This is a genomic window from Aestuariibius violaceus (genome assembly GCF_040779325.2).
Classification (GTDB): domain Bacteria; phylum Pseudomonadota; class Alphaproteobacteria; order Rhodobacterales; family Rhodobacteraceae; genus Aestuariibius; species Aestuariibius violaceus.
The window spans coordinates 118,140-138,888 of sequence record NZ_JBFONT020000006.1 but is presented as its reverse complement, the minus strand read 5'-3'; the positions used below and the strand labels follow the sequence as shown (position 1 = coordinate 138,888).

The following is a 20,749-nucleotide window of genomic DNA, read 5'->3' as shown; positions in this document are numbered from 1 at the left end:
ATTCTCTGGCCGGATCTCTCCAAATGCGTTTTGCAAGGGTGCATGGTTGCGTGTCCTGTGTCTCGTCGGTCTGTCCGGGGTGGCGTCCATGCTTTCGGCTTGCCCTGACGGGAGCGAGGCCTTCGTGTCCTGCACAATCGAAGACGGACGGAAGAGCCTCGACGTCTGTCTTGAGGGCGACATCGTGACCTATCGCTTCGGCGAGGTGGGGCAGCCGCCGGAGCTTGCGATGTCGGTGCCGGTGCGCGAGGTGGAGTTCGAGCCTTGGCCGGGTGTATCGCGGTCGATCTGGGAGGCCGTGACGTTCCGGCGTGGCGACTATGCCTACGAGGTCTTCGGTGGGTTTCACCGTGAGACCAACCATGAGACCGAGGAGGTCGAGACGGAACCGTTCGGAGGTGTCTCCGTCCGTCGCGGTGAGGAGCGAGTGGCTCAGCTCAACTGCGATCCGGGGCCTACGGGCTATGGATTCAGCAGTGCTATCTACGACGCCAAAGTCGACGCGGGGCAGTGCTGGGACAACCGGGAATTCGTTTGGAAAGAGGGGCGAGCGTCCGGGGGCTTGTGTGCAGGCAGATGACCCGTCCGGTTAATCTTCGTCGGATGACGCCAACAGGTTAGTCAGAGAGCCGGGGCTTCGCCCGTTCACGCCGGAAATCGTCCACTGGACGATTTCCCTTTCGGCGCTCACCCGCGGTAGCGTACGTCCGTTTCCGATTCCAGAACACTGGCCAGCGAGGCGAAGCGAGACTCCGCGACCTCTCCGAAGAGGGGGGCGGCCTCTTTGGTGAGGATCAGCTCGAGGCGCTTTTTCTTGGGGAAGAAGCGCATTTCTCCGATCAGCTCGTCGGTCGTCTGCCAGAGCATGGCGCCAAAGCGCATGGCCTTGCCGACGGCTTCGGCCTGGCGCTGGTCGTCTTCGGGGATCAGGTCGTAGAGATGTTCGAAGCGGGTGCCGTCGCGGTTCGACTTGTAGCGGTGGAGCAGGGCGAGGCCGAGCCAGATGCGTTCGGAATGCTTGAGCCCGCCGAGATTGGCGCGGGTCGCCAGGTCGAAACAGACCTCGTGGCGGTAATCGGGGTGGGCGCGCCAGCTGACGTCGTGGAGCAGGCAGGCGGCGCGGATCAGGCGGCGCTTGCCCTCGGGCGCGGATTTGAAGAGCGGGCGGATGAAGGCGTAGAGCGTGCGGCCGAAGCCGGGGACGCGGGCATCCTTGGCCTCGGCAAAGCGGCAGGCCTCGATCAGCGGGTCACGCTGGCGGAGGGGGGCGGGCATCTGTTCGTAGAGCATCCCCTCGCGGATGCCGTAGCTGGATATGGTGATGTCGCGAGGCTGGAAGGCGCGGACGAGGCGCTTGAGGACCGGGGCCGCGAGCGGGATGAGGGACATCCGGGCCGAGGAGATGCCGCAGCGGTTGCGGAGTTCGTCGAGGTCGCTTTCCTCGATCAGTTTCGCGGTCTTCTGGATGGCGGATGCCGTGAGGCGGTATTCGTGCAGGACGGTCAGCGGGTAGCCGCGGCGTTCCATGTCGATCCGTGCGAACGCCCGCCAGGAGCCGCCGACGAGGAAGAGCCGCTTGCCGGTGGAGCCCATTTCGTCGGCGAGTTTGGCGATTTCGTCCTTGATGTACTTCTTCTGGCCGGACTTGCCGCCTTTGACGTCTTCGATGCGCAGCGGACCGAGAGGGGAGGTCATGCGGCGGCCGACGCGGCCATCGTCGAGTTCGGCGAGTTCCATCGAGGCGCCGCCGATGTCGCAGACGAGGCCATAGGAGCCGGGCCAGCCGAGGAGGACGCCCTGGGCGGAGAGCCGTGCCTCTTCGGTGCCGTCGATGACCCAGAGGCGGATCCCCGTCTCGCGCTCGACCTCGGCGCGGAAATCGGGGCCGTCTTCGGCTTCGCGGACGGCGGCGGTGGCGACGGCGGTGAGAGGAGAAATGCCCATCCCGTCGGCCAGCGCGCGGAAGCGGCGCATGGCGGACAGCGCGCGGGTGCGGCCTTCGGGGTTCAGGCGGCCGGTTTCGGAGATGTGGGCGCCGAGGGCGCACATGATCTTTTCGTTGTAGAAATAGGCGGGCGATCGGGCGGCGCCGTCGAAGACCACGAGGCGGACGGAGTTGGATCCGACATCGACCACGCCGACGCGGGCCAGCGCGCGGGCTTCGGGACTGTCGAAAAGGGGGCGGCCGAAGGGGCCGAAATCAGGAACAACTTCGTTCACACCGTATCCTCGGTATGGGTCAGTTTGGGCACATCCGCCGCCCCGGCCGACCCACGTCCGGACAGCGACGGGTTCTCCATAAAGAACCTATGACAGTTGAACGCGAAAGCCCCTTCTTCGGTTGCGGCGCGGGTGAAGCTGCCGTTTGCGTCCATCACCCAGCTTTGCGCGGTGTCGGCGAGATTGGCCGCCATGATCTGGCTGACGATCTGCGCCTTGACGGTCGGGTTCGTCGCCTCGACCAGGGTTTCGACCCGGCGGTTGAGGTTCCGGCCCATCCAGTCGGCGGACGAGATATAGACGCGGGCCTTCTTGTGCGGCAGCCCGTGGCCCGCGCCGAAGCAGACGATGCGGCTGTGTTCCAGGAAGCGGCCGACGACGGATTTGACGCGGATGTTTTCGCTGAGCCCCTTCACGCCGGGGCGCAGGCCGCAGATGCCGCGGATGACGAGATTGATCTTCACGCCCGCCTGGGAGGCGGCATAGAGCGCGTCGATCACGTCGGCCTCGATGAGCGAATTCATCTTGGCCCAGATCTCGGCCGGTTTTCCCTCTTCCGCCAGCGCGGCTTCTTCGGCGATGCGGTCGAGCAGGGTCTGCTTCAGCGAGGTGGGCGAGATCGAGAGATTCTCGAGCACCTCGGGCATGGCGTAGCCCGAGAGGTAGTTAAAGACCTTGTGGGCATCGCGGCCAAGCGCGGGATCGGTCGTGAAAAGCGAGAGGTCGGTGTAGATCTTGGCGGTGATCGGGTGATAGTTGCCGGTGCCGAAATGGCTGTAGGTGACCAGCTTGTCGCCTTCGCGCCGGACCACGACACTCATCTTCGCGTGGGTCTTGTAGTTCAGGAAGCCGTAGACGACGTGGGCGCCGGAGCGTTCCAGGCGGCGGGACTGGCGGATATTAGCGGCCTCGTCAAAGCGGGCCTTGAGTTCGACCAGCGCGGTGACCGACTTGCCATCTTCGGCCGCTTCGCAAAGCGCCTCGACGATCGGGGACTGGGTCGAGGTGCGGTAGAGCGTTTGCTTGATCGCCACGACGTTCGGATCGCGCGCCGCCTGCTGAAGGAAGCGGACGACCATGTCGAACGTCTCGTAGGGGTGGTGAAGCAGCATGTCCTTCTGGCGGACGGCTGCGAACATGTCGCCGTCGTGGTCCTGCACACGTTCGGGGATGCGCGGCGTGAAGGACGGCCAGAGGAGGTCTGGGCGGTCGCCGAGGACGAGTTCCGACAGGTCGGCGACGCCGATCAGGCCCACCACCTCGACCACTTCGTCGTCGGTGACGTGGAGCTCCTCCATGATCAGCTTTCTCAGGCCCTCGGGGGCCCCGGCAGAGATCTTCATGCGGACAACATCGCCGCGGCGGCGGCGCTTCAGCGCGACCTCGAATTCGCGGACGAGATCTTCGGCCTCTTCCTCCAGTTCCAGGTCGCTGTCGCGCAGGACGCGGAAGGCACAATGGCCGGTCGTCTTGTAGCCGGGGAAGAGCCGGTCGACATGGGTCAGAAGCAGATCCTCGAGCGGCAGGAAGCGGTGGCCCTCGGCCGACGGCAGCTGCACGAAGCGGCGGATCTGCTGGGGGATCGGCAGGAGCGCGCGAAGCGGCTGGTTATCCTTCTTGCGGCGTAGCTCGAGGGCGAGCGCGAAGCCCGCATTGGGCAGGAACGGGAACGGATGTGCTGGGTCGATGGCCAGCGGCGAGAGGACGGGAAAAACCTGTTCGATGAAGTAGTCGGCGAGGAAGGTGCGGTCTTCGTCGGTCAGGTCGTCCGGGGTGCAGACCGAGATGCCCGCCGTCTCCATCTCTTCCAGCAGGTCGTCGAGGACGGTCTGCTGCTTGGCCATGAGTTGACGGGCGTCCTTGTCGATCAGGATGAGCTGTTCGGCGGGCGTCAGGCCGTCGGCGGCGGGGATGGTGTTGCCCGAGATCTTGAGTTCACGCAGGCCGGCGACGCGGACGGTGTAGAATTCGTCGAGATTGGCGGCCGAGATCGACAGGAAGCGCAGCCGTTCGAGGAGGGGGACACGCGTGTTTTCAGCCTCTTCCAGGACGCGCCAGTTGAAGCCGAGCCAAGAGAGTTCGCGGTTGACGAAGCGGGAGGGGCCGGTGAGGTCGGCGTTGAGCGAAACGACGGGCGGGAAGTCGGCCTTGAGGAAGTCGGCATAGGTCATGGGCGCGTTCTGGCTGTCCTGCGTGACAGGGTCGTGACGCGGGTCGGTTGCGGCCTCAGAGGGCATCTTCGGTTCCTTCCAGAACGGTGCGGGCGAAGGGCCAGGTGATCTGGCGCTGCTGGGCGAGCGCCTGTTGGTCGAGGTGGGCGACAATGCGGGCGGCGGCGGCGAAGGAGCGGTCGATCCGGGTCGCCAGCTTTTCGATGACGTCGGGGGGCGGGTTCAGCTGGCGGTCGGTGAAATGCTTGGCCAGCAGGACGCGCAGGAGTGCATCGTCGGGGGCGTCGATGGTGACGGGCGTGATGGCCTGCATCCGGCTGGCGAGGTCGGGCAGCGTGAGCGGCCAGCGGGCGGGCGCTGTGCGGGCGGTGAGAAGAAGTTTGCCGCCGGTACTGGCGAGGTGATTGTGGAGGTGGAAAAGCGCCTCTTCCGCCTCTGGCGTGCCGATCCGGTCGGCGTCCTCGATCACGACAAGCGGGGTTTGCGGCGGCCGAGCTAGCCGGGAGAGGGTCTGGGAGGGCATCACCTCTGCCCCCGCCTGACGGGAAAGGATACGGACGAGGTGGCTTTTGCCAGACGCCTCCGGCCCTGTCAGGACGAGGCGTCGGTCGGGCCAGCGCGCGCGGTCGAGAACGGTGGTATAGGCGGCCTCGTTGGCCTTTGACACGAAGAAGTCTTCCGCACCGAGCGCCACATGGGCGGGTAGGGGAAAGACCAGTTGGTGTGCCATGTCTCAGGCATTCTCCTCGGCGGGTTCGGGTACTGCGGCGTCGGGATCGGCCTCGGCCGTGTCGAGCGTTTCCCGTTCCGAGAGGCCCCAGTAGAGGCGGCTTTGCTGATATTGCTCGATTGCGAAGCGGGCGACCACCCCAAGCATTGCCGCCACCGGTACGGCGACCAACATGCCGACAAAGCCGAAGAGCGTGCCGAAGACGGACAGCGCGAAGATCAGCCAGACCGGGTGGAGGCCGACGCTGTCGCCCACGAGCTTGGGCGTCAGGATGTTGCCCTCGATCATCTGGCCGGACTGGAAGATCGCGTAGACGGCGACGATCCACCACCATTCGCCCCAGAACTGGAAAAGGGCGAGGCCGATGGCCAGTGCCCCGCCGACAATGGCGCCAACATACGGAATGAAGCTGATCAGGCCTGCGATGAAGCCCACGACAAGGCCGTAGTTGAGGCCCACGATCATCAGGAGCACGGCGTAATAGATGCCGAGGATCAGGCAGACGGTGCCCTGGCCGCGCAGGAAGCCGGCGAGCGTGTCGTCGATTTCCTTGGCCAGCCGGCGGATCACCGGGGCATGGTCGCGCGGCAGGAGCTTGTCGACCTCGGCCACCATGCGGTCCCAGTCGAGGAGCAGATAGACCGAGACGACCGGCACGATGACGATCAGCACGATGATGTTCAGAAGGCCCCGGGCCGAGGTCAGGACGCCTTGCAGAAGCTCGTTCCCGCGGGAGCGGATCAGCTCTCCTATCGCGGCGAGCTGTTCGCGGACGACGCCGTTTTCGGACATCATCGAGGGGAAGCGCTGGGTCATCCAGGCTTCGAGATTGCCGAGGATCTGCGGGATGGCCTGGATCAGCGCGGTCGTCTGCCGGACCAGCGTCGGGATGATGAGGAGCGTCAGAAGGACGAAGACGAGGATGCCGACCACCGTGATCAGCGCCGTGGCGAGCGCACGGCTGAGGCCCATCCTCTCCAGGCGGTCGGCCACCGGATCCAGAAGGTAGGCGATCGCGCCGCCAAGGACGAAGGGAAGGATCACATCGCCCAGCAGGTAGAGAATGACGAAGAAGACGAGTGTGGCGAGACCCCAGTACTGGGCTTGCCTGTGAACGGGTAACGCCATGTGGCCTCCTTCGCGCGCGGTTCTCTCCACATTGCCTATGGCTGGCCCCGGTTCAAGGGCGGGCCTCTCTTGCTTGCACGGTGTGGCAAGGCTAGAGCGGGCGGAACGTGAGTTTGCCTGAAAGATCCGCGCCATGCGTCTGACCCGCTATTTCCTGCCCGTCCTGAAGGAGACGCCCGCCGATGCGCAGATCGCCAGCCATCGGCTGATGCTGCGGGCCGGGATGGTCAAACAGCAGGCGGCGGGGATCTATTCGTGGCTGCCGCTGGGCTGGAAGGTGCTCAAGAATATCGAGCGGATCGTCCACGAAGAGCAGCAGCGGGCGGGCCATATCCCGATGCTGATGCCGACGGTGCAGCCGGGGGAGCTTTGGCAGGAATCGGGGCGCGACAACTCCTATGGGCCCGAGATGCTGCGGATCACCGACCGGCAAGGGCGGAAGATGCTGTATGGGCCGACAAATGAGGAGATGATCACCGACATCTTCCGGTCCCATGTCAGCAGCTACAAGGAGCTGCCGCTGACGCTTTACCATATCCAGTGGAAGTTCCGGGACGAGATCCGCCCGCGGTTCGGCGTGATGCGGGGGCGCGAATTCTATATGAAGGACGGCTATAACTTCGACCTGACGAAGGACGATGCGCTGCACGCCTATAACCGGCATCTGGTGAGCTATCTGCGCACCTACGAGCGGATGGGCCTGCAGGCGATCCCGATGCGGGCCGATGGCGGGCCGATCGGCGGGGATTATACCCATGAATTCCTGGTGTTGGCCGAAACGGGCGAGTCGGAGGTGTTCTACGACAGTGCGGTGACCGACCTGACCTTCGGTGACCGGGAGATCGACTATGACGATGTGGCCCAGTGCCAGTCGATCCTCGACGAGTTCACAACGCGCTACGCCCGGACAGACGAGACCCACGACGAGGCGCTGTTCGGTCAGGTGCCCGAGGAGCGGCGGCGGAGCGCCCGGGGGATCGAGGTTGGGCAGATCTTCTATTTCGGCACCAAGTATTCCGAGCCGATGGGGGCGCATGTGCAGGGGCCGGACGGCAAGCCCGTGCCGGTGCATATGGGCTCTCACGGGATCGGGGTGTCGCGGCTGGTCGGTGCGATCATCGAGGCGAGCCATGACGAGAACGGGATCATCTGGCCAGAGGGGGTGACGCCGTTCCATTGCGGGATCGTCAACCTCAAGCAGGGCGATGCGGAGGCTGACGGGGCGTGCGAGGGGCTTTATGACGGGCTGACGGCGCTGGGGCTGGAGCCGCTTTACGACGACCGGGACGAGCGGGCGGGGGCGAAATTCGCGACGATGGACCTGATCGGGCTGCCCTGGCGGATCACCGTCGGCCCGCGGGGGCTGAAGAACGGCGTGGTCGAGCTGACCTCGCGCCGGACGGGTGAAAGCGAGGAGCTGCCGCCCGAGGCCGCGTTGGAGAAGGTCGCGGGGATTTACGCCGGGCGCTAAACGGGCGACACTTCGCGGCACAAGGCGGAGGAGACACCCCGCGCGAGCAGGACAGGACAGGACTTTGGCCGGACGGACCGCCCCTTTCGCCGCCTTCGAATGGATGATCGCCTGGCGCTATGTCCGCGCCAAGCGGGCCGAGGGCGGGGTGTCGGTGATGACGTGGATCTCGCTGATCGGGATCACGCTGGCCGTCTTTGCGCTGATCGCGACGCTCGCCGTAAGGTCCGGATTTCGCACGGAATTCGTGGAGACGATCATCGGGTCGACCGCGCACCTGACGCTGCGCGAGGACCGGATGGAGACGGTGACGGTCCCGGTGCCCGAGGGTGCCGATCCGGTCGAGATCACGCGACGGGTCACGACATTATCCGATTACGAGGAGATGGCGGCGCGGATCGCGGCGGTCGAGGGCATCGACCGGGCCGCGGGGGTCGTGCGGGGCGAGGCGCTGGCGACGGCGGGGCAGGCGCAGAGCTTCGCGCAGGTCTATGGGATCTCGGCGGAGGATTTCGGGAATATCCCGCTGATCGCCGCACCGCGGATGAGCGAGGGGAACATCGCCGATTTCGGCGAGGGCTTGGCGCTGGGCTGGGGCATGGCGCGGTCGTTGGGCGTCAGTGTGGGCGACCGGGTGACGCTGCTGTCGCGGACCGGGGCGCAGACGGCGGCGGGTCAGTCGACCCGAAGCGAGAGTTATGACGTCGTCTACATCTTCCAGACGGGCCGGGTTCTGACTGATAATACCCGTATTTACATGCCCTTGGCCGAGGCGCAGGGCTATTTCAACCGGCCTGGACAGGTGGATGCGATCGAGATCTTCGTGGCCGATCCCGAGGGGGTCGAGCAGTGGATCACGCCGGTCTATGACGCGGCGGGGGGGCTCTACTGGCTCTATTCCTGGAAGGATAACGAAGGGGCGTATCTCAGGGCGCTCGAGGTCGAGGACAACGTGATGTTCGTCATCCTCTCGATCCTCGTTCTGATCGCGTCGATGAACATCGTCTCGGGGCTGATCATGCTGGTGAAGAACAAGGGGCGGGATATCGGGATCTTGCGCACGATCGGGCTATCGGAAGGATCGGTCCTGCGGGTGTTCTTCCTTTGCGGGGCGAGCATCGGGACGATCGGGACGTTGTGCGGGGTGATCCTGGGATGTCTCTTCGCGATCTATATCGACCCGATCTTCTCCTTCGTGAATTTCGTCATGGGGGGCGGGATCTGGGATCCGTCGATCCGGGGGATCTATGATCTGCCGGCGGAGTTGCAGTTGAACGACGTGCTGTCCGCCGTCGTCCTGTCGCTGGGGCTGAGCTGGACGATCACCTATTTCCCGGCCCGGCGGGCGGCGCGGATGAACCCGGTCGAGGCGCTGCGCTATGAGTGAGGCGTTGCGGCTGGAAGCTGTCGAGAAGACCTATAACGCGGGAAAACCGAACGAGATCAATGTCTTGTCCGGTGCGGAGCTGACCATTTCCTCGGGCGAGGTTGTTGGGCTCATCGCGCCCTCCGGCGCCGGTAAGTCGACGCTGCTGCACATCGCCGGGCTGCTTGATACGCCGACGGGCGGGCGGATCGCGATTGCGGGCGAGGCGGTCGCGGGCCTTTCGGACCGGCGGCGCACGGCGCTACGGCGCGAGCATGTCGGCTTTATCTATCAGTTTCACCATCTCCTTCCGGAATTCACGGCGCTTGAGAACATCGTGTTGCCGCAGCTTGCGAACGGCGTCGCGAAAGGTGCGGCTGAGGAGAGAGCATCGGAGCTGTTGGCTAAGGTCGGGTTAACGGCGCGTGCCGGGCACCGTCCCGCGCAACTCTCGGGCGGGGAACAGCAGCGGGTGGCCTTCTGCAGGGCCTTGGCGAACAAGCCGAAATTGCTTCTGGCGGACGAGCCGACGGGAAACCTGGACCCCGCAACGTCGGATGTGGTGTTCGGGGCGCTGATGGGGCTGGTGCGCGAAACCGGGCTGGCCGCGGTGATCGCCACGCACAACCTGGAGCTGGCCCACCGGATGGACCGGGTCGTGCGGCTGGATGGCGGGCGGATCGTGCCGGCCTAGCGGCCTGCCAATTGGGTGAGCGTGACGCCGATGGCCATGACGGCGATGCCCGCCAGGCGGATCGGCGAAATCTCGGCCGGGCGGGCGCCGAAGAGGCCGAAATGGTCGATGATCGCAGCCGAGACAAGCTGGCCGAGAAGCACGAAAAAGACAGCATTTCCAACGCCGAAGGTCGGCGCGACATAGGTGATGGACAGCACGTAGAAGGCAACGAGAAGCCCTGCGAGGAAAAGGTGCGGCGGCTGGGACAGCGCCTTGGCGAGGGCCTGCGGGCCGGTGACAAACGTCGCCGCGGCGGTGGCCAGAAGCGCTACGGTGAAGAGGATCAGTGCCGCCGCCGAGGGGGAGCCGATGAGCGTGCCGAGGCGGGCGTTGAGCGCGGCGAGAATGGGGATGCCGAGGCCCGCGGCGAGCATGATAAGGGCGTTTTGCATGGATTGGCTCGAAGGTTTGATTGGGATCAAATCGGGGTTGTATCGGGGCTGCTAGGGTGGGCGCAAGGAGGCACAATCATGCGAAACCTGCTGATTTCACTTATTTTTCTGGCGAGCCCCGCCCTTGGACAGGACATCGAGGAAGGGGGGCGGACGTTCTTTGTGTTCTGTGCAAGTTGTCATGGGGACAATGCCGAGGGCAATGGCCCGATGGCGGAGATCCTGACCGTGGTGCCACCCGACCTGACGCAGCTTGCGGTGGAAAATGGCGGGGAATTTCCGACGGTTAGCGTGCTTCGCCAGATCGACGGGCGCGATCCGGAGCCGGTGCATTCGGGGGTGATGCCCGCCTTCGGGATGCTCTTCGAGGGGGAGCCCGCGACGATGAAGCTGCCTTCGGGCCAACCCCTTGTGACGCAACAGGGAATGCTCGATCTGGTGGCCTGGCTGGAGAGCGTTCAGGTCGAATAGCGGGGCTGCGGCATCCGGTCGGCATACCGTCGGCTATCTGTCGGACATGCTTTGTGGCCGGATCGGGCCAGGCCTTTGAAAACAAGGGACATCGGCCCGTTCGACCCATAGGTCGTGGACGATGGGTCGGCTGATCCATCGTTCGTCGCTTATCGGTGCCTGCGGACCCATAGGCCGTAACTTGTCGATCTGCCCCCGTTGCCTTGGCTTTGGTGATGGGGCTGTTCTAGTGTGCCCGCAGAGAGAGTTTTGCGGAGCGGTTTTCGATGTGGGCGATGCGATGGGGGACGTGATCCGGCTGCATCATTGTCCGCAGACCCGCTCGATGCGGACGCTGTGGCTGCTGCACGAGTTGGATGTGCCGTTCGAGGTGGTGGAGCGGCCTTTCGACAAGACCCTGCGGGCCGCGGAGTTCCTGGCGATCAGCCCGGCGGGGCGGGTGCCGGCGCTGGAGATCGACGGCGACGTGATGGTCGAGACCGGGGCGATTACCGAATATCTGTGCGAGCGGTTCCCCGAGGCCGGGCTGGGGCGGTTGCCCGGGGATCCGGAGCGGCGGGACTGGCTGGTCTGGGTGCATTTCGCCGAAACGGTGAGCCAGCATGCGGCGACGCTGACCCAGCAGCATGTCGTGCTTTATGACGACGCCATGCGGTCGCCCGTCGTGATGAAGATCGAGGCCGCACGGATCGGCAAGTGCTACGACGCGATCGAGGCGCGGCTGGCCGGGCGGGAGTGGTTGCTGGACGGCGGGTTTTCGGCGGCGGACGTTTCGGTGGGGCAGGCGGTTTACATGGCGCGGCACTTCACGCGGATCGGCGAGCGGCCGGAGATGGCCCGCTGGTACGGGCGGATCGAGGAGCGGCCGGGGTTCCAGGCGAGCCTGCCGGGGGAGGCGCGGCTTTATCCGGAGCCGTTCTATCCGGCCTGGGAGGGCTGAGCGCCTGGCTGGGCTGTTGGACGCCTCCGGCGGGAGTATTTGGGGCCAGATGAAGGGTGGGGTTTCCTCTCCGGGGGGCATTAAGGTTAATCGCGCGGAAGGTTAAGGCGGGGCGGTATGGCAGACCGGGTGAGGATCTATGAGGTGGGGCCGCGGGACGGGCTGCAGAACGAAGCGCGCGCGATCCCGGTGGCCGAGAAGCTGGCGCTGATCGAGGCGCTGGCGGCGACGGGGCTGGACCGGATCGAGATCGGCAGCTTCGTGAGCCCGAAATGGGTGCCGCAGATGGCCGGGACCGACGAGATCGTGGCGGCGGTGCCCCGGGTCGCCGGGCTGCGCTATGGGTTGCTGGTGCCGAATGTGACGGGCTTCGAGCGGTATCTGGCGGCTGTGCCGGAGGGGTTCGACGGGGAGATCGCGGTGTTTGTCTCGGCGACGGAGGGGTTCAGCCGGGCGAACCTGAACGCCTCGATCGACGAGAGTTTCGAGCGGGTGGGCGACGTCGTGGCGCGGGCTGTGGAGGTTGGCGTGCCGGTGCGGGGTTATGTCTCTTGCGTGGTGCGCTGCCCGTTTGACGGGGACGTGGCGCCGGGGCAGGTCGCGTCGGTGGTGGAGCGGTTGAGAGAGCTTGCACCGATGGAGGTATCGCTGGGGGACACGATCGGGGCGGGGGTGCCCGAGACGGTTGGCGCGATGCTGGAGGCGGTGTTGGACGTGGCGCCTGCGGAGGTCTTGGCGGGGCATTTCCATGATACCGGTGGGCGGGCTTTGGCCAATATCGAGGTGTCGCTGGAGGCGGGCCTGCGGGTCTTCGACGCGGCGGTCGGCGGCCTTGGGGGGTGCCCTTACGCGCCGGGGGCGCCGGGGAACGTGGCGACCGAGGCGGTCGTGGCGCGGCTGGCGGAGTTGGGGTTCGAGACGGGGGTCGATGAGGATCTGTTGGCCGAGGCCGCGGCTTTGGCCCGGCGGATCAAGATGGGCGTGGTGGCCTGAGGAGGGGCTGGGATGGGTGAGACTGTAGGGATTTCGCGTGACGCGCGCGGCGTGGCGACCGTGACTCTGTCGCGGCCGGAGAAGCATAACGCGATGTCGGCCGGGATGATCGCGGAGCTGCGGGCGGCGGCGGAGGAGTTGGGCGCGGATGAGGGCGTGCGTGTGGTGGTTCTGACCGGGGCGGGGCGGTCGTTCTGCGCGGGGGGCGACCTCGGCTGGATGCGGGAGCAGATGGCGGCGGATGGCGCGCAACGCGCGTCGGAGGCGCGGAAGCTGGCCGAGATGCTGGGCGCGTGGGACCGGGTGCCGAAGCCGGTGATCGGGCGCGTTCAGGGGGATGCATTCGGCGGCGGGGTCGGGTTGATCTCGGTCTGTGATGTCGCCGTGGCCGTCGAGGGGGCAAGGTTCGGGCTGACCGAGGTGCGGCTGGGGCTGATCCCGGCGACGATCGGGCCCTATGTGGCGGCGCGGATCGGCAAGTCCTTGGCGCGGCGTGTGTTTTTCTCGGGTCGGCTCTTCGGGGCCGAGGAGGCGGTGACTTTGGGGTTATTGCGCCGGGCGGTAGCGGAGGGCGATCTGGACGCGGCGGTCGAGGAGGAGGTCGCGCCATATCTCGCCGCGGCGCCGGGGGCGGTGGCGGAGGCGAAGGCCTTGCTGGCGTCCTTCGGGGGCGAGGACGATGTGGCGCGGTCGATCGAGGCGCTGGTGGCCCGGTGGGAGAGTACCGAGGCCGAGGAAGGCACCGGGGCGTTCTTCGCAAAGCGCAAGGCGGATTGGGTCAGCTGAGCGGGACGAAGACGTAGCGGAGGACGACGGGGCGGCCCGCCTTCTGAGCGCTGTGGCGGGAGGCCGGGTTGGCCGTGTCGATCGTGCCGGTGAGGAGACGCGTGGGGGCTCGGCCGGGTTCGGCGGCCCAGGCCATCTGGGCGGAGGCGGCGTAGCTTTGGCCGGTGGCGTGGGTCGCGATGACTTCCTCCATGACCTCGTCTCCGTTGAGCCAGGCGACGGCGCCGTCGGTGATAATTAGGCAACCGACCGGCTGGTTATCCACCAAGATCAGGCGAAGGGCGCCTGCGGCGTGCCAGTCGCGGAGGTCTTCGGGGTTGGCCGGTTGGAGGTTGGCGGCGAGGGTGGGGTCTGTTTCGGCCAGATCTGTATAACGTTGTTTTACAAGGCTTATCGCGAGATCGGGCGAGTCCGGGATGGTAAGGCGGACGCGGCCATCGGGTGGGCTCATCTGGCCGCAGGGGGCGGCGTGGATCGTCATGTCGGTGCGGGCCGGGGGCGGGAGAGGCTCGGCTGTCAGGAGGCGCAGGTCGGTGGGGGCGAAGGGGCTCCATTCAGTGGCGACGCAGGCGGCGAGGGAGGGGAGGTCGGGAAAGCTGTGGGCGACGATTTCGACGAAGGGGCGCGAGATATCCTGGCCGTAGAAGCGGATGCCACCGAGCAGGTTGCCGTGGCGGCTGCGGACAAGGCGGTGCGCGTAGTCCCCGGGGGCGATGCCGGGGAGGCTGATATGGTCGCTGAAGAGGCGCGCGAAGGCGGGGTCGGTGCGGCGGGTGTCTTGCTCGGCAAGCCAAGCGGTTAGGGCGGCTTCGTGGGGCGGGCCGAGGCGTTGGGCGAGGGCGATTTGCGGCTGAAGGGAGGGCCAGTCGGCTGGGGTCATCCCGCTGCGGCCCGTTCCAGGGCGGGGTAACGGGCGCCCAAGGTGATGCCACGGGCGATGAAGCTGAGGAGCAGCGCGATCCAGAGGCCGTGATTGCCGTAGAGCGCCATCAGGGGCCAGAGGGCGGCGAAGTAGATCGCGGCGGAAAGGACCATCATGTTGCGCATGTCGCGGGAGCGGGTGGCGCCGATGAAGATGCCGTCGAGCATCCAGGACGCGACGCCCAGAAGGGGGGCTGCGATCATCCAGGGGAGGTAGGTGCGGGCGGCTTGTTGGACCTCGGGAGACTTGGCCATGATGTCGATGATGGCGGGGCCGGCGATCCAGAAGGTGAGGGTGAGCGCGGCGCCGATGGCGGTGCCCCAGGCCGAGGTGAGGAGGGCGCCACGGCGGAGCGCCACGGGACGTTTCGCGCCCATGGCGCGGGCGACGATCGCCTCTGCCGCGAAGGCGAAGCCGTCTAGGGCGTAGGCCGTAACGTACAGGAATTGAACCAGAATCTGGTTGGCCGCCTGGGGCGTGGCGCCGAAATGGCCGCCGAGCAGGATGAAGCTGAGGAAGATCGCCTGGAGGAGGAGCGAGCGGATCAGGATGTCGCGGTTGACGAGCGCCATGTGGCGGAGCTTGTCCGGGTCAAGGACGCGCAGGCGGGCGCGCCAGACCGGATTGCGGAAGGCGTCGCGGCAGAGCCAGAGGCCGAGGGCGAGGCCGCTGTATTCGGCAAGGAAGGTGGCAAAGGCCACGCCGCCGATGCCCCAGTTCAGGCCGAGGACGAAGGCGAGGCTGAGGACGATGTTCAGCCCGTTCATCCAGAGCTGGAGGACGAGGACGGCGCGGGTGCGCTCCTGCGCGATCAGCCAGCCGGTGACGCCGTAAAGCGCGATGGCGGCAGGCGCGGACCAGATGCGGATCGCCATGTAAGTGTGGGCGAGGTCTTCGACGTCCGAAGGCGAGGGGGAGATCCTGAGGGCACCCCAGATGACGGGAATTTGCAGCAGGATCAGGGTGATACCGGCAGCACCCGCGATCAGGAGGGCGCGGGTCAGAAGGAGTGAGACCTCGTCCCTGTCGTTCGCGCCGAGGGCCTGGCCGACGAGGCCGACGGTCCCCATCCTGAGGAAGCCGAAGACCCAGTAGATCGCGGTGATCATGGCGGCGCCCACGCCGACGGCGGCGATGGGCTCTGCCGTGCCGATCTGGCCGACGACGCCGGTATCGACGAGGCCGAGGATCGGGATGGTGGCGTTCGACAGGACGATGGGCAGCGCGATCTTGAGGACGCGGCGGTTGGAGATCGGACCCTCCTCGGCGCTGGCGGTCGGGCTGGGCGCTGTCATGGCGGCGACGCTAGGGGGGCGTTGCGGCGGCCGCAATGGTGTGAAGCGCCGGGTCCGTGCGAATCGAAGGTTAAGGCAGGGAAACAAGGGGATTTGGCGGGTCGGCAGTTGGTTGGCATCACGTCGGCATTCGGTCGGAGGGCTCCGCGCGGAATGCCGGGGTTAACACTGCGCGCGGTGGGGCTTGTTCACGGGATGGTAAGGGTGGGATAGGTAGGGGCTTACGGGTCGGTGATTGGGATCACCTTAGTAGGACGATGAAGTCATGCCCCCTGTTTACGCCCAGGGATGACGTCCGATGGCGGCTGCGGATGCCGTCGCTTCGATCATCGCGCGCCAGATATGGTCGTGCCAAACGCCGGATCGCCCTTTCGAGGATCAGCTTCGTGATCGTTCTAACGGGGTGGGAAGGTCGCTGGCGGTCGCGACGGGATTCGAACCCGCAACACCCGGATAGACAATCCGGTGCTCTCCCGTTGAGCTACGCGACCGCGCTCCACCTGGTAGGGCGTACGGGACTCGAACCCGTGTTTTTCGTTCGAAAGACGAATGTCCTGACCACTAGACGAACGCCCCTTAGTGGATGGTGTGCTTGTATTTTTAGATACAGAATGCGTCAAATAAACGATTTAATAACAAAAGGTTAGAGAATACTTTCCGACCCGCTGCACGAGGGTGCAACGGCTGGAACAGGTCGCTGGTGTCGTATGCGTGAAGGTGACGGGAGGGAGGCGGGGCAGAGCTGCACCGCCTCCTCAATATCGTCGGGTTCTTCGAAATGCTGATCGGTCACAGCGCTGGTCTCCTTTCATTCCGGACATAAAAAAAGGCGGCCACCGTCCGGTGCCGCCCGCGTGACAAGGCCTGCCGGCCTTGCCTTGGAGGATGCGCATACTTAGCCCACGCACCCGTCCCGGGCGTTGGTTTCGGTATCTCGTTCTGACAAACGATGTTTCACGACTTATCCTCTTTGAACGCGACGTAGCATACGGCCGACGTATCCATCAAGTTCTGCGACGTTGCTGACCCCGGCAGCGATGCATGGCGATCAGGCGGAGTGCAGGGGCCGGCGCTGATTCTTCGGCCAACTGCTTGCCCAATGGGCTTTGACTCTCGTTGAGTATTGGCGCGCTCCCGGATCGGGTGCGCAAGGCGGGCTGACGCAGGCCGGGGGTGACAGGTTGCTGGTTGGGTGCCCGCGTCGATCTCAGATGAGACCTGAGCGCGTTGGCACCTTATGCCGCGATGACGGACCGGCACCTGTCGGAGATGGTTTGTGCGTCGCCGCCGAGGGTTTCCCATCTTTGCTGAAGCCGTTCCACCTCGCGCCGCTGGCGGTTGGTCCAGGGGGAGGTTCGCCATTCTTCGGATCGGACGGCGAGGAGGATCACGCTGAGTTCCGTGAATTCGATCTCTTGGGCGGTGCAGGCGCGTTGGACCTCTGGCGAGGCCAGGGCGGCCAGTTCGAAGGTCAGTTCCAGGCGGATGGGGTTCGACAGGGGCAGCGCGGAGAGCGGGTAGTTGATGGAGGTCACTTCGGGACCCAGCAGGACCGTGGTGCCCCCTGCCTGAGGGGTCTGTGGTTGGCCCTGTTCCGTGCAGCCGGCAAGCAGGAGGGCGATGGCGGCAAATGGTCTGAGATGCGACATGGGCTGTGACTCCCTGGTACCGATATGGTCAGGAGAGTTGCAGGTCTCGGCCGCGATCTTATTGACGAGACGCAAAGGGGTTTGAGGAGGCCGGGCGTCCGGGCGGGCAAACGCGCCGGATCAGGAGGCCGCGCTGGCCGAAGGCTCTGCCAGCGTGTCGAGAAACGTGCGCGACGCGACCCGCGACACAAAGCCGGTGGCGATCCCACGCGCCTGGCCGGTCTGCGAGGGCGGCGCGATCTCCCGCGGCTATTTCGCGGATTTCGCTTTGGATGTCCTGCGCGGCTTGTCGGCGGCCTGCTCGGCCGCGTCGGCCTGGGCCTTGGCCTCTTGTTGCAGGCGGGCATTGCGGAGCCGCTCTGTCTTGGCCTGGCGCTGTTCGGTTTCGTCGTCGGTGATCTGGCGGACGGCGCGCGTCGTCTTGTCGAGCAGCGTTTCCGGCCGGGGATCGGGGGTCTTGAAGAGCGTTTTTTTCGTGACCTTGGGCATTTTTCAATCTCCTTTGTAGGTCGGGTTGCCGGTGCGCGGCAGGACTGCCGGTGCCTCGGGGGGACCTCCGATGGCGGATCAGGCGAGGGCGAGATTGCTCGCGAAGTCGCGCCCGCCCCGGCCCTTCTCGATATCGAAGCGCACCGCCTGCCCGTTTTTCAGCCGCCTGATCCCGGCGCGTTCGAGCGATGAGATGTGGACGAAGATGTCCTTCGATCCGTAATCCGGTGCGATGAAGCCGACCCCTTTTTGGGCGTCGAACCATTTTACCTTGCCTTCGGGCATTCGGGTGTTTCCTGATCTGATCGCCATCCGCGAAACGCAATGGCCCGGCTTAGTGTCGTCGAATGATCACCTGCAGCCGCTAGGAAACAGAAGGTCTTAAGAAGAAGCTTCGCGTCGATCAGGTATATCGTTCTGCGCCCGTTTACCAGTGCAGCGGAGAAATGGGGACGCGCGGCGCGTCAGCCGGTATGGTCCGGCGCGCGGGCGTGGGCCAGCACGTCGCCCTTGCCGGTCGGCATCAGGAAGTGGCCGGTGGCCTGGGCGAACAGGCGGTCGCGGTTGTCCTGCCAAGCCTCGACATGGACCGAGGCGTAGCGGCGGCCCGAGCGGTTGACGCGGGCGCGGGCATAGGCGTCGCGCGGCAGGCCGGAGCGGAGGTAGTCGACGGTGAAGTCGATGGTTTTGGGCATGCGGGGGCGGCTGCCGTTCGCGGGGTCGAGGCGGCCCGCCTCGATATCCTCCCAGAGAAGCGCCCAGGTGAGTTCGATGATCGCGGTGGTCTCGAGGAACGCCGCCGTCACGCCGCCGTGGAGGGCGGGGAGGATCGGGTTGCCGATGAGCTTGTCGTCGAAGGGGAGGACGCCGGTGAGTTCGTCGCCCCGGCGGTCGAAGGTGATGCCGAGGAACTGGATATAGGGGACGCCGCCGACCAGCGCCTCGAGCGCGGTATCCCGGCGTTGCTTGACCTCTTGCACAGGTTCGGGGCGCTTCATGGCTTGCGTTCCAGCGTGAAGGCGCCGGTGGCGGCGGCGACGGGGTTGTCCGTATCCTCATCCGTCGCGGTGGCGCGGACGAAGGCGACGGAGCGGGTCACGTGGTAGCATTCGGCGCGTGCGGTGATCGCCTGGCCCGGCGTCGCGGCGCGCATGTAGTCGATCCTGAGGTCGATGGTGGCCGTGCCGATGGGCGCCGAGGGGTGGGACATGACCGCCGCCCCGCCGCAGGTATCCATCAGCGCCGACACGGCGCCCCCATGGATCACGCCGGTTTCCGGATCGCCGATCAGCTTTTCGTCGTAGGCCATCACGATGGTGGCCCGGCCCGCGTCGATTTCGGCCAGTTTCATCCCGAGCGCGCGGGCGTGGGGGATCGCCTCGATGAACTGGCGGGCAAGTTTTTCGACGTCTGGCATGGAGGCTCCTTCATCGTCCATGTGGACCGGGAGGGGCGCGGGCTTCAAGGAAAAAGGTGAACGCTTCTGGGGCGTTGCCCGACCCGGCGAACCGTCCTACCATAGGGTAAGGGAGTGTGTGCATGGCCGATAGTGAACCGGGTGGCGGGGACGATATCCGCCTGTCTTTCAAGGAGATGTGCGAGCGGTTCGATGTGACACCCCGCACGCTGCGCTATTACGAGTATATCGAGCTGCTGTCCCCCGAGCGGCAGGGCCGGTCGCGGTTCTACGGATCCAAGGAGATCGCGCGGATGACGCTGATCCTGCGCGGGCGGCGCTGGGGGTTTTCGCTGGAGGAGATCCGGCAATGGCTGCTGATCTACGAACATGAGGGGACGAATGCGCAGATGCGCGCCTTCGTGGAGCTTGCGGACCGGCAGCTGGAGAACCTGGCCCAGGAAAAGGTGCAGCTGGAAGAGACGATGGCCGAACTGAAGTCGCTGCGGGACGAGACGGCAGAGACGCTGGGGTGAGGCTGGCGGCGATCCTTCTGGCGCTGGTCCTGGGCGGGACGGCTGGGGCGGATACACCGAAGACACCGCCCACGGATTGGCAGCGCGACTATGACGGGGTCGTCGTGTCGGCGGATGCCGGGCGGGCGCGGATCGAGGTTCTGCCGGAAAGCGCCGATATCCCGCCGTGGAGCGTCGATCGCTACGCCCATGTGGCGGTGCCCGATCCGACGGGGCGGTTCCTGCTGATCCCAAACGCGGACAATCTGATTTCCTCGAATGATCCGGATTTCGTCGTCTACGAGCTGTATGCGGCCCCGGGCGACCGGATTGGCGAGGTGCGGCTGGAGCAGTTGATCGAGACCTATCTGCTGGTGCCGACGGTGTCGCACTTCATCTGGGTTTCGAACGAGCATGATTGGTCCGGCGGGGGCTGGCGACTCACCACGCCCGATGGCGGGCGCTGGAAGCTGAAGCCCGATCCGTTCCTGTTGATCCTCGAATAGGGGCGTTCAATTCTTGCGCCTGCCGTAGGGTCACTTTTATTGACCTTTCGTAAACCGATGTCGTGACGCCGCGTTACGTTTACGTTCACGTAAGCCTTGCTTGTAAGGTGGCCTCGAAGTCTTCACATCGCCGCCCGGCACGAACTAACCGTGCGGCAACCGAGGACCGAGTAATGACTGAAACAACCATGACGATCCGGGAGATGTGCGACATGTTCGAAGTCACGCCCCGGACCTTGCGCTTCTACGAGGCGAAAGAGCTGATCTTCCCGATCCGTGAAGGCACCAAGCGGCTGTTCACCAAGCGGGACCGGGCGCGGCTCAAGCTGATCCTGCGCGGCAAGCGCTTTGGCTTCAGCCTGGAGGAGATCCGGCAGCTTCTGGACCTTTACGATGCCGATCCGACCCAGCAGGTCCAGCTGGCCCGCACCTATGAGGTGGCCGGGCGTCATCTGAAGGAGATGGAGGAACAGCGCGCGGAGCTGGACGTGGCGATCGCGGAGCTGAAGGACCAGATGCAATGGGGGGCAGAAAAGCTCGCCGAGATGGGGGCGCGCGTCGCCGCCGAGTAAG

23 protein-coding genes and 2 tRNA genes are annotated in these 20,749 nt (G+C 65.7%); 11 read left to right on the top strand and 14 right to left on the bottom strand.

Annotated features, from left to right (window positions below; all coding sequences use genetic code 11):
* Positions 1 to 88 precede the first annotated feature (88 nt).
* On the top strand, positions 89 to 580 hold the full coding sequence (locus AADZ90_RS17455; protein ID WP_367311128.1) for a hypothetical protein: 492 nt from the start codon (positions 89 to 91) through the stop codon (positions 578 to 580).
* 107 nt (positions 581 to 687) lie between these two features.
* Here AADZ90_RS17455 and AADZ90_RS17450 read toward each other — a convergent pair whose 3' ends face one another.
* Genes AADZ90_RS17450 through AADZ90_RS17435 form a run of 4 tightly spaced genes read right to left on the bottom strand, consistent with a single transcriptional unit; the run spans position 688 to position 6,249 of the window.
* The gene (locus AADZ90_RS17450; protein ID WP_367311129.1) at positions 688 to 2,220 is read right to left on the bottom strand and encodes a Ppx/GppA family phosphatase; all 1,533 of its coding nucleotides are present in this window, start codon (positions 2,218 to 2,220) and stop codon (positions 688 to 690) included.
* On the bottom strand, positions 2,217 to 4,391 hold the full coding sequence (locus tag AADZ90_RS17445; protein WP_367311263.1) for an RNA degradosome polyphosphate kinase: 2,175 nt from the start codon (positions 4,389 to 4,391) through the stop codon (positions 2,217 to 2,219). The genes AADZ90_RS17450 and AADZ90_RS17445 overlap by 4 nt, the downstream gene beginning before the upstream one ends.
* A gap of 55 nt (positions 4,392 to 4,446) precedes the next feature.
* On the bottom strand, positions 4,447 to 5,121 hold the full coding sequence (locus tag AADZ90_RS17440) for an HdaA/DnaA family protein (RefSeq protein ID WP_367311130.1): 675 nt from the start codon (positions 5,119 to 5,121) through the stop codon (positions 4,447 to 4,449).
* A 3-nt stretch (positions 5,122 to 5,124) separates the two neighbouring features.
* Positions 5,125 to 6,249: an AI-2E family transporter gene (locus AADZ90_RS17435; protein ID WP_367311131.1), complete on the bottom strand. Its 1,125-nt coding sequence runs from the start codon at positions 6,247 to 6,249 to the stop codon at positions 5,125 to 5,127.
* Between the two features lie 133 nt (positions 6,250 to 6,382).
* Between AADZ90_RS17435 and proS the strand changes: the two genes are divergently transcribed.
* The 3 genes from proS (at position 6,383) to AADZ90_RS17420 (ending at position 9,780) form a co-directional block, all read left to right on the top strand.
* Positions 6,383 to 7,720, top strand: a complete 1,338-nt coding sequence (gene proS, locus AADZ90_RS17430) for a proline--tRNA ligase (protein ID WP_367311132.1) — start codon at positions 6,383 to 6,385, stop codon at positions 7,718 to 7,720.
* A gap of 64 nt (positions 7,721 to 7,784) precedes the next feature.
* A complete protein-coding gene (locus tag AADZ90_RS17425) occupies positions 7,785 to 9,107 on the top strand; it encodes an FtsX-like permease family protein (RefSeq protein WP_367311133.1) in 1,323 nt (440 codons plus the stop codon).
* On the top strand, positions 9,100 to 9,780 hold the full coding sequence (locus AADZ90_RS17420; protein WP_367311134.1) for an ABC transporter ATP-binding protein: 681 nt from the start codon (positions 9,100 to 9,102) through the stop codon (positions 9,778 to 9,780). The genes AADZ90_RS17425 and AADZ90_RS17420 overlap by 8 nt, the downstream gene beginning before the upstream one ends.
* On the opposite strand, the gene AADZ90_RS17415 is transcribed toward AADZ90_RS17420, so the two are convergent.
* Entirely contained in the window at positions 9,777 to 10,214 is a 438-nt protein-coding gene (locus tag AADZ90_RS17415; protein ID WP_367311135.1) for a DMT family transporter, read from the bottom strand. The two genes, AADZ90_RS17420 and AADZ90_RS17415, sit on opposite strands and share 4 nt — an antisense overlap.
* A gap of 78 nt (positions 10,215 to 10,292) precedes the next feature.
* On the opposite strand from AADZ90_RS17415, the gene AADZ90_RS17410 reads away from it, so the two are divergent.
* The 4 genes from AADZ90_RS17410 to AADZ90_RS17395 all read left to right on the top strand — a co-directional run bounded on the left by AADZ90_RS17410 (position 10,293) and on the right by AADZ90_RS17395 (position 13,404).
* Complete coding sequence (locus AADZ90_RS17410) at positions 10,293 to 10,685, top strand: c-type cytochrome (protein WP_367311136.1); 393 nt, start codon at positions 10,293 to 10,295, stop codon at positions 10,683 to 10,685.
* 289 nt (positions 10,686 to 10,974) lie between these two features.
* Complete coding sequence (locus AADZ90_RS17405; RefSeq protein ID WP_367311264.1) at positions 10,975 to 11,625, top strand: glutathione S-transferase family protein; 651 nt, start codon at positions 10,975 to 10,977, stop codon at positions 11,623 to 11,625.
* A gap of 117 nt (positions 11,626 to 11,742) precedes the next feature.
* Positions 11,743 to 12,618: a hydroxymethylglutaryl-CoA lyase gene (locus AADZ90_RS17400; protein ID WP_367311137.1), complete on the top strand. Its 876-nt coding sequence runs from the start codon at positions 11,743 to 11,745 to the stop codon at positions 12,616 to 12,618.
* A 12-nt stretch (positions 12,619 to 12,630) separates the two neighbouring features.
* Positions 12,631 to 13,404 (top strand): crotonase/enoyl-CoA hydratase family protein, encoded by a 774-nt coding sequence (locus AADZ90_RS17395; protein ID WP_367311138.1) that lies wholly within the window; start codon positions 12,631 to 12,633, stop codon positions 13,402 to 13,404.
* Here AADZ90_RS17395 and AADZ90_RS17390 read toward each other — a convergent pair.
* The 9 genes from AADZ90_RS17390 to AADZ90_RS17350 all read right to left on the bottom strand — a co-directional run bounded on the left by AADZ90_RS17390 (position 13,397) and on the right by AADZ90_RS17350 (position 19,176).
* Positions 13,397 to 14,284, bottom strand: coding sequence for a hypothetical protein (locus AADZ90_RS17390; RefSeq protein WP_367311139.1), 888 nt, complete (start codon positions 14,282 to 14,284; stop codon positions 13,397 to 13,399). The genes AADZ90_RS17395 and AADZ90_RS17390 overlap by 8 nt on opposite strands.
* A complete protein-coding gene (locus AADZ90_RS17385) occupies positions 14,281 to 15,621 on the bottom strand; it encodes an MATE family efflux transporter (RefSeq protein WP_367311140.1) in 1,341 nt (446 codons plus the stop codon). Before AADZ90_RS17385 ends, AADZ90_RS17390 begins: the two co-directional genes overlap by 4 nt.
* 416 nt (positions 15,622 to 16,037) lie before the next feature.
* Positions 16,038 to 16,112, bottom strand: a tRNA-Asp gene (locus AADZ90_RS17380).
* A 10-nt stretch (positions 16,113 to 16,122) separates the two neighbouring features.
* Positions 16,123 to 16,197: transfer RNA gene (locus AADZ90_RS17375), tRNA-Glu, on the bottom strand.
* A 659-nt stretch (positions 16,198 to 16,856) separates the two neighbouring features.
* A complete protein-coding gene (locus AADZ90_RS17370) occupies positions 16,857 to 17,270 on the bottom strand; it encodes a hypothetical protein (protein WP_367311141.1) in 414 nt (137 codons plus the stop codon).
* Between the two features lie 249 nt (positions 17,271 to 17,519).
* Positions 17,520 to 17,759: a hypothetical protein gene (locus AADZ90_RS17365; protein ID WP_367311142.1), complete on the bottom strand. Its 240-nt coding sequence runs from the start codon at positions 17,757 to 17,759 to the stop codon at positions 17,520 to 17,522.
* Between the two features lie 78 nt (positions 17,760 to 17,837).
* Positions 17,838 to 18,044 carry a cold-shock protein gene (locus AADZ90_RS17360; RefSeq protein WP_367311265.1) on the bottom strand — a complete coding sequence of 69 codons (207 nt, stop codon included), beginning with the start codon at positions 18,042 to 18,044 and terminating at the stop codon, positions 17,838 to 17,840.
* Positions 18,045 to 18,223: 179 nt separating this feature from the next.
* A complete protein-coding gene (locus AADZ90_RS17355) occupies positions 18,224 to 18,757 on the bottom strand; it encodes a PaaI family thioesterase (RefSeq protein WP_367311144.1) in 534 nt (177 codons plus the stop codon).
* The gene (locus AADZ90_RS17350) at positions 18,754 to 19,176 is read right to left on the bottom strand and encodes a PaaI family thioesterase (protein ID WP_367311145.1); all 423 of its coding nucleotides are present in this window, start codon (positions 19,174 to 19,176) and stop codon (positions 18,754 to 18,756) included. The genes AADZ90_RS17355 and AADZ90_RS17350 overlap by 4 nt, the downstream gene beginning before the upstream one ends.
* 122 nt (positions 19,177 to 19,298) lie before the next feature.
* On the opposite strand from AADZ90_RS17350, the gene AADZ90_RS17345 reads away from it, so the two are divergent.
* From AADZ90_RS17345 to AADZ90_RS17335, 3 genes are all read left to right on the top strand, one after another.
* Positions 19,299 to 19,691 (top strand): MerR family transcriptional regulator, encoded by a 393-nt coding sequence (locus AADZ90_RS17345; RefSeq protein WP_367311146.1) that lies wholly within the window; start codon positions 19,299 to 19,301, stop codon positions 19,689 to 19,691.
* The gene (locus tag AADZ90_RS17340; RefSeq protein WP_367311147.1) at positions 19,688 to 20,176 is read left to right on the top strand and encodes a hypothetical protein; all 489 of its coding nucleotides are present in this window, start codon (positions 19,688 to 19,690) and stop codon (positions 20,174 to 20,176) included. Before AADZ90_RS17345 ends, AADZ90_RS17340 begins: the two co-directional genes overlap by 4 nt.
* A gap of 173 nt (positions 20,177 to 20,349) precedes the next feature.
* Positions 20,350 to 20,748, top strand: coding sequence for a MerR family transcriptional regulator (locus AADZ90_RS17335; protein ID WP_367311148.1), 399 nt, complete (start codon positions 20,350 to 20,352; stop codon positions 20,746 to 20,748).
* Position 20,749 lies beyond the last annotated feature (1 nt).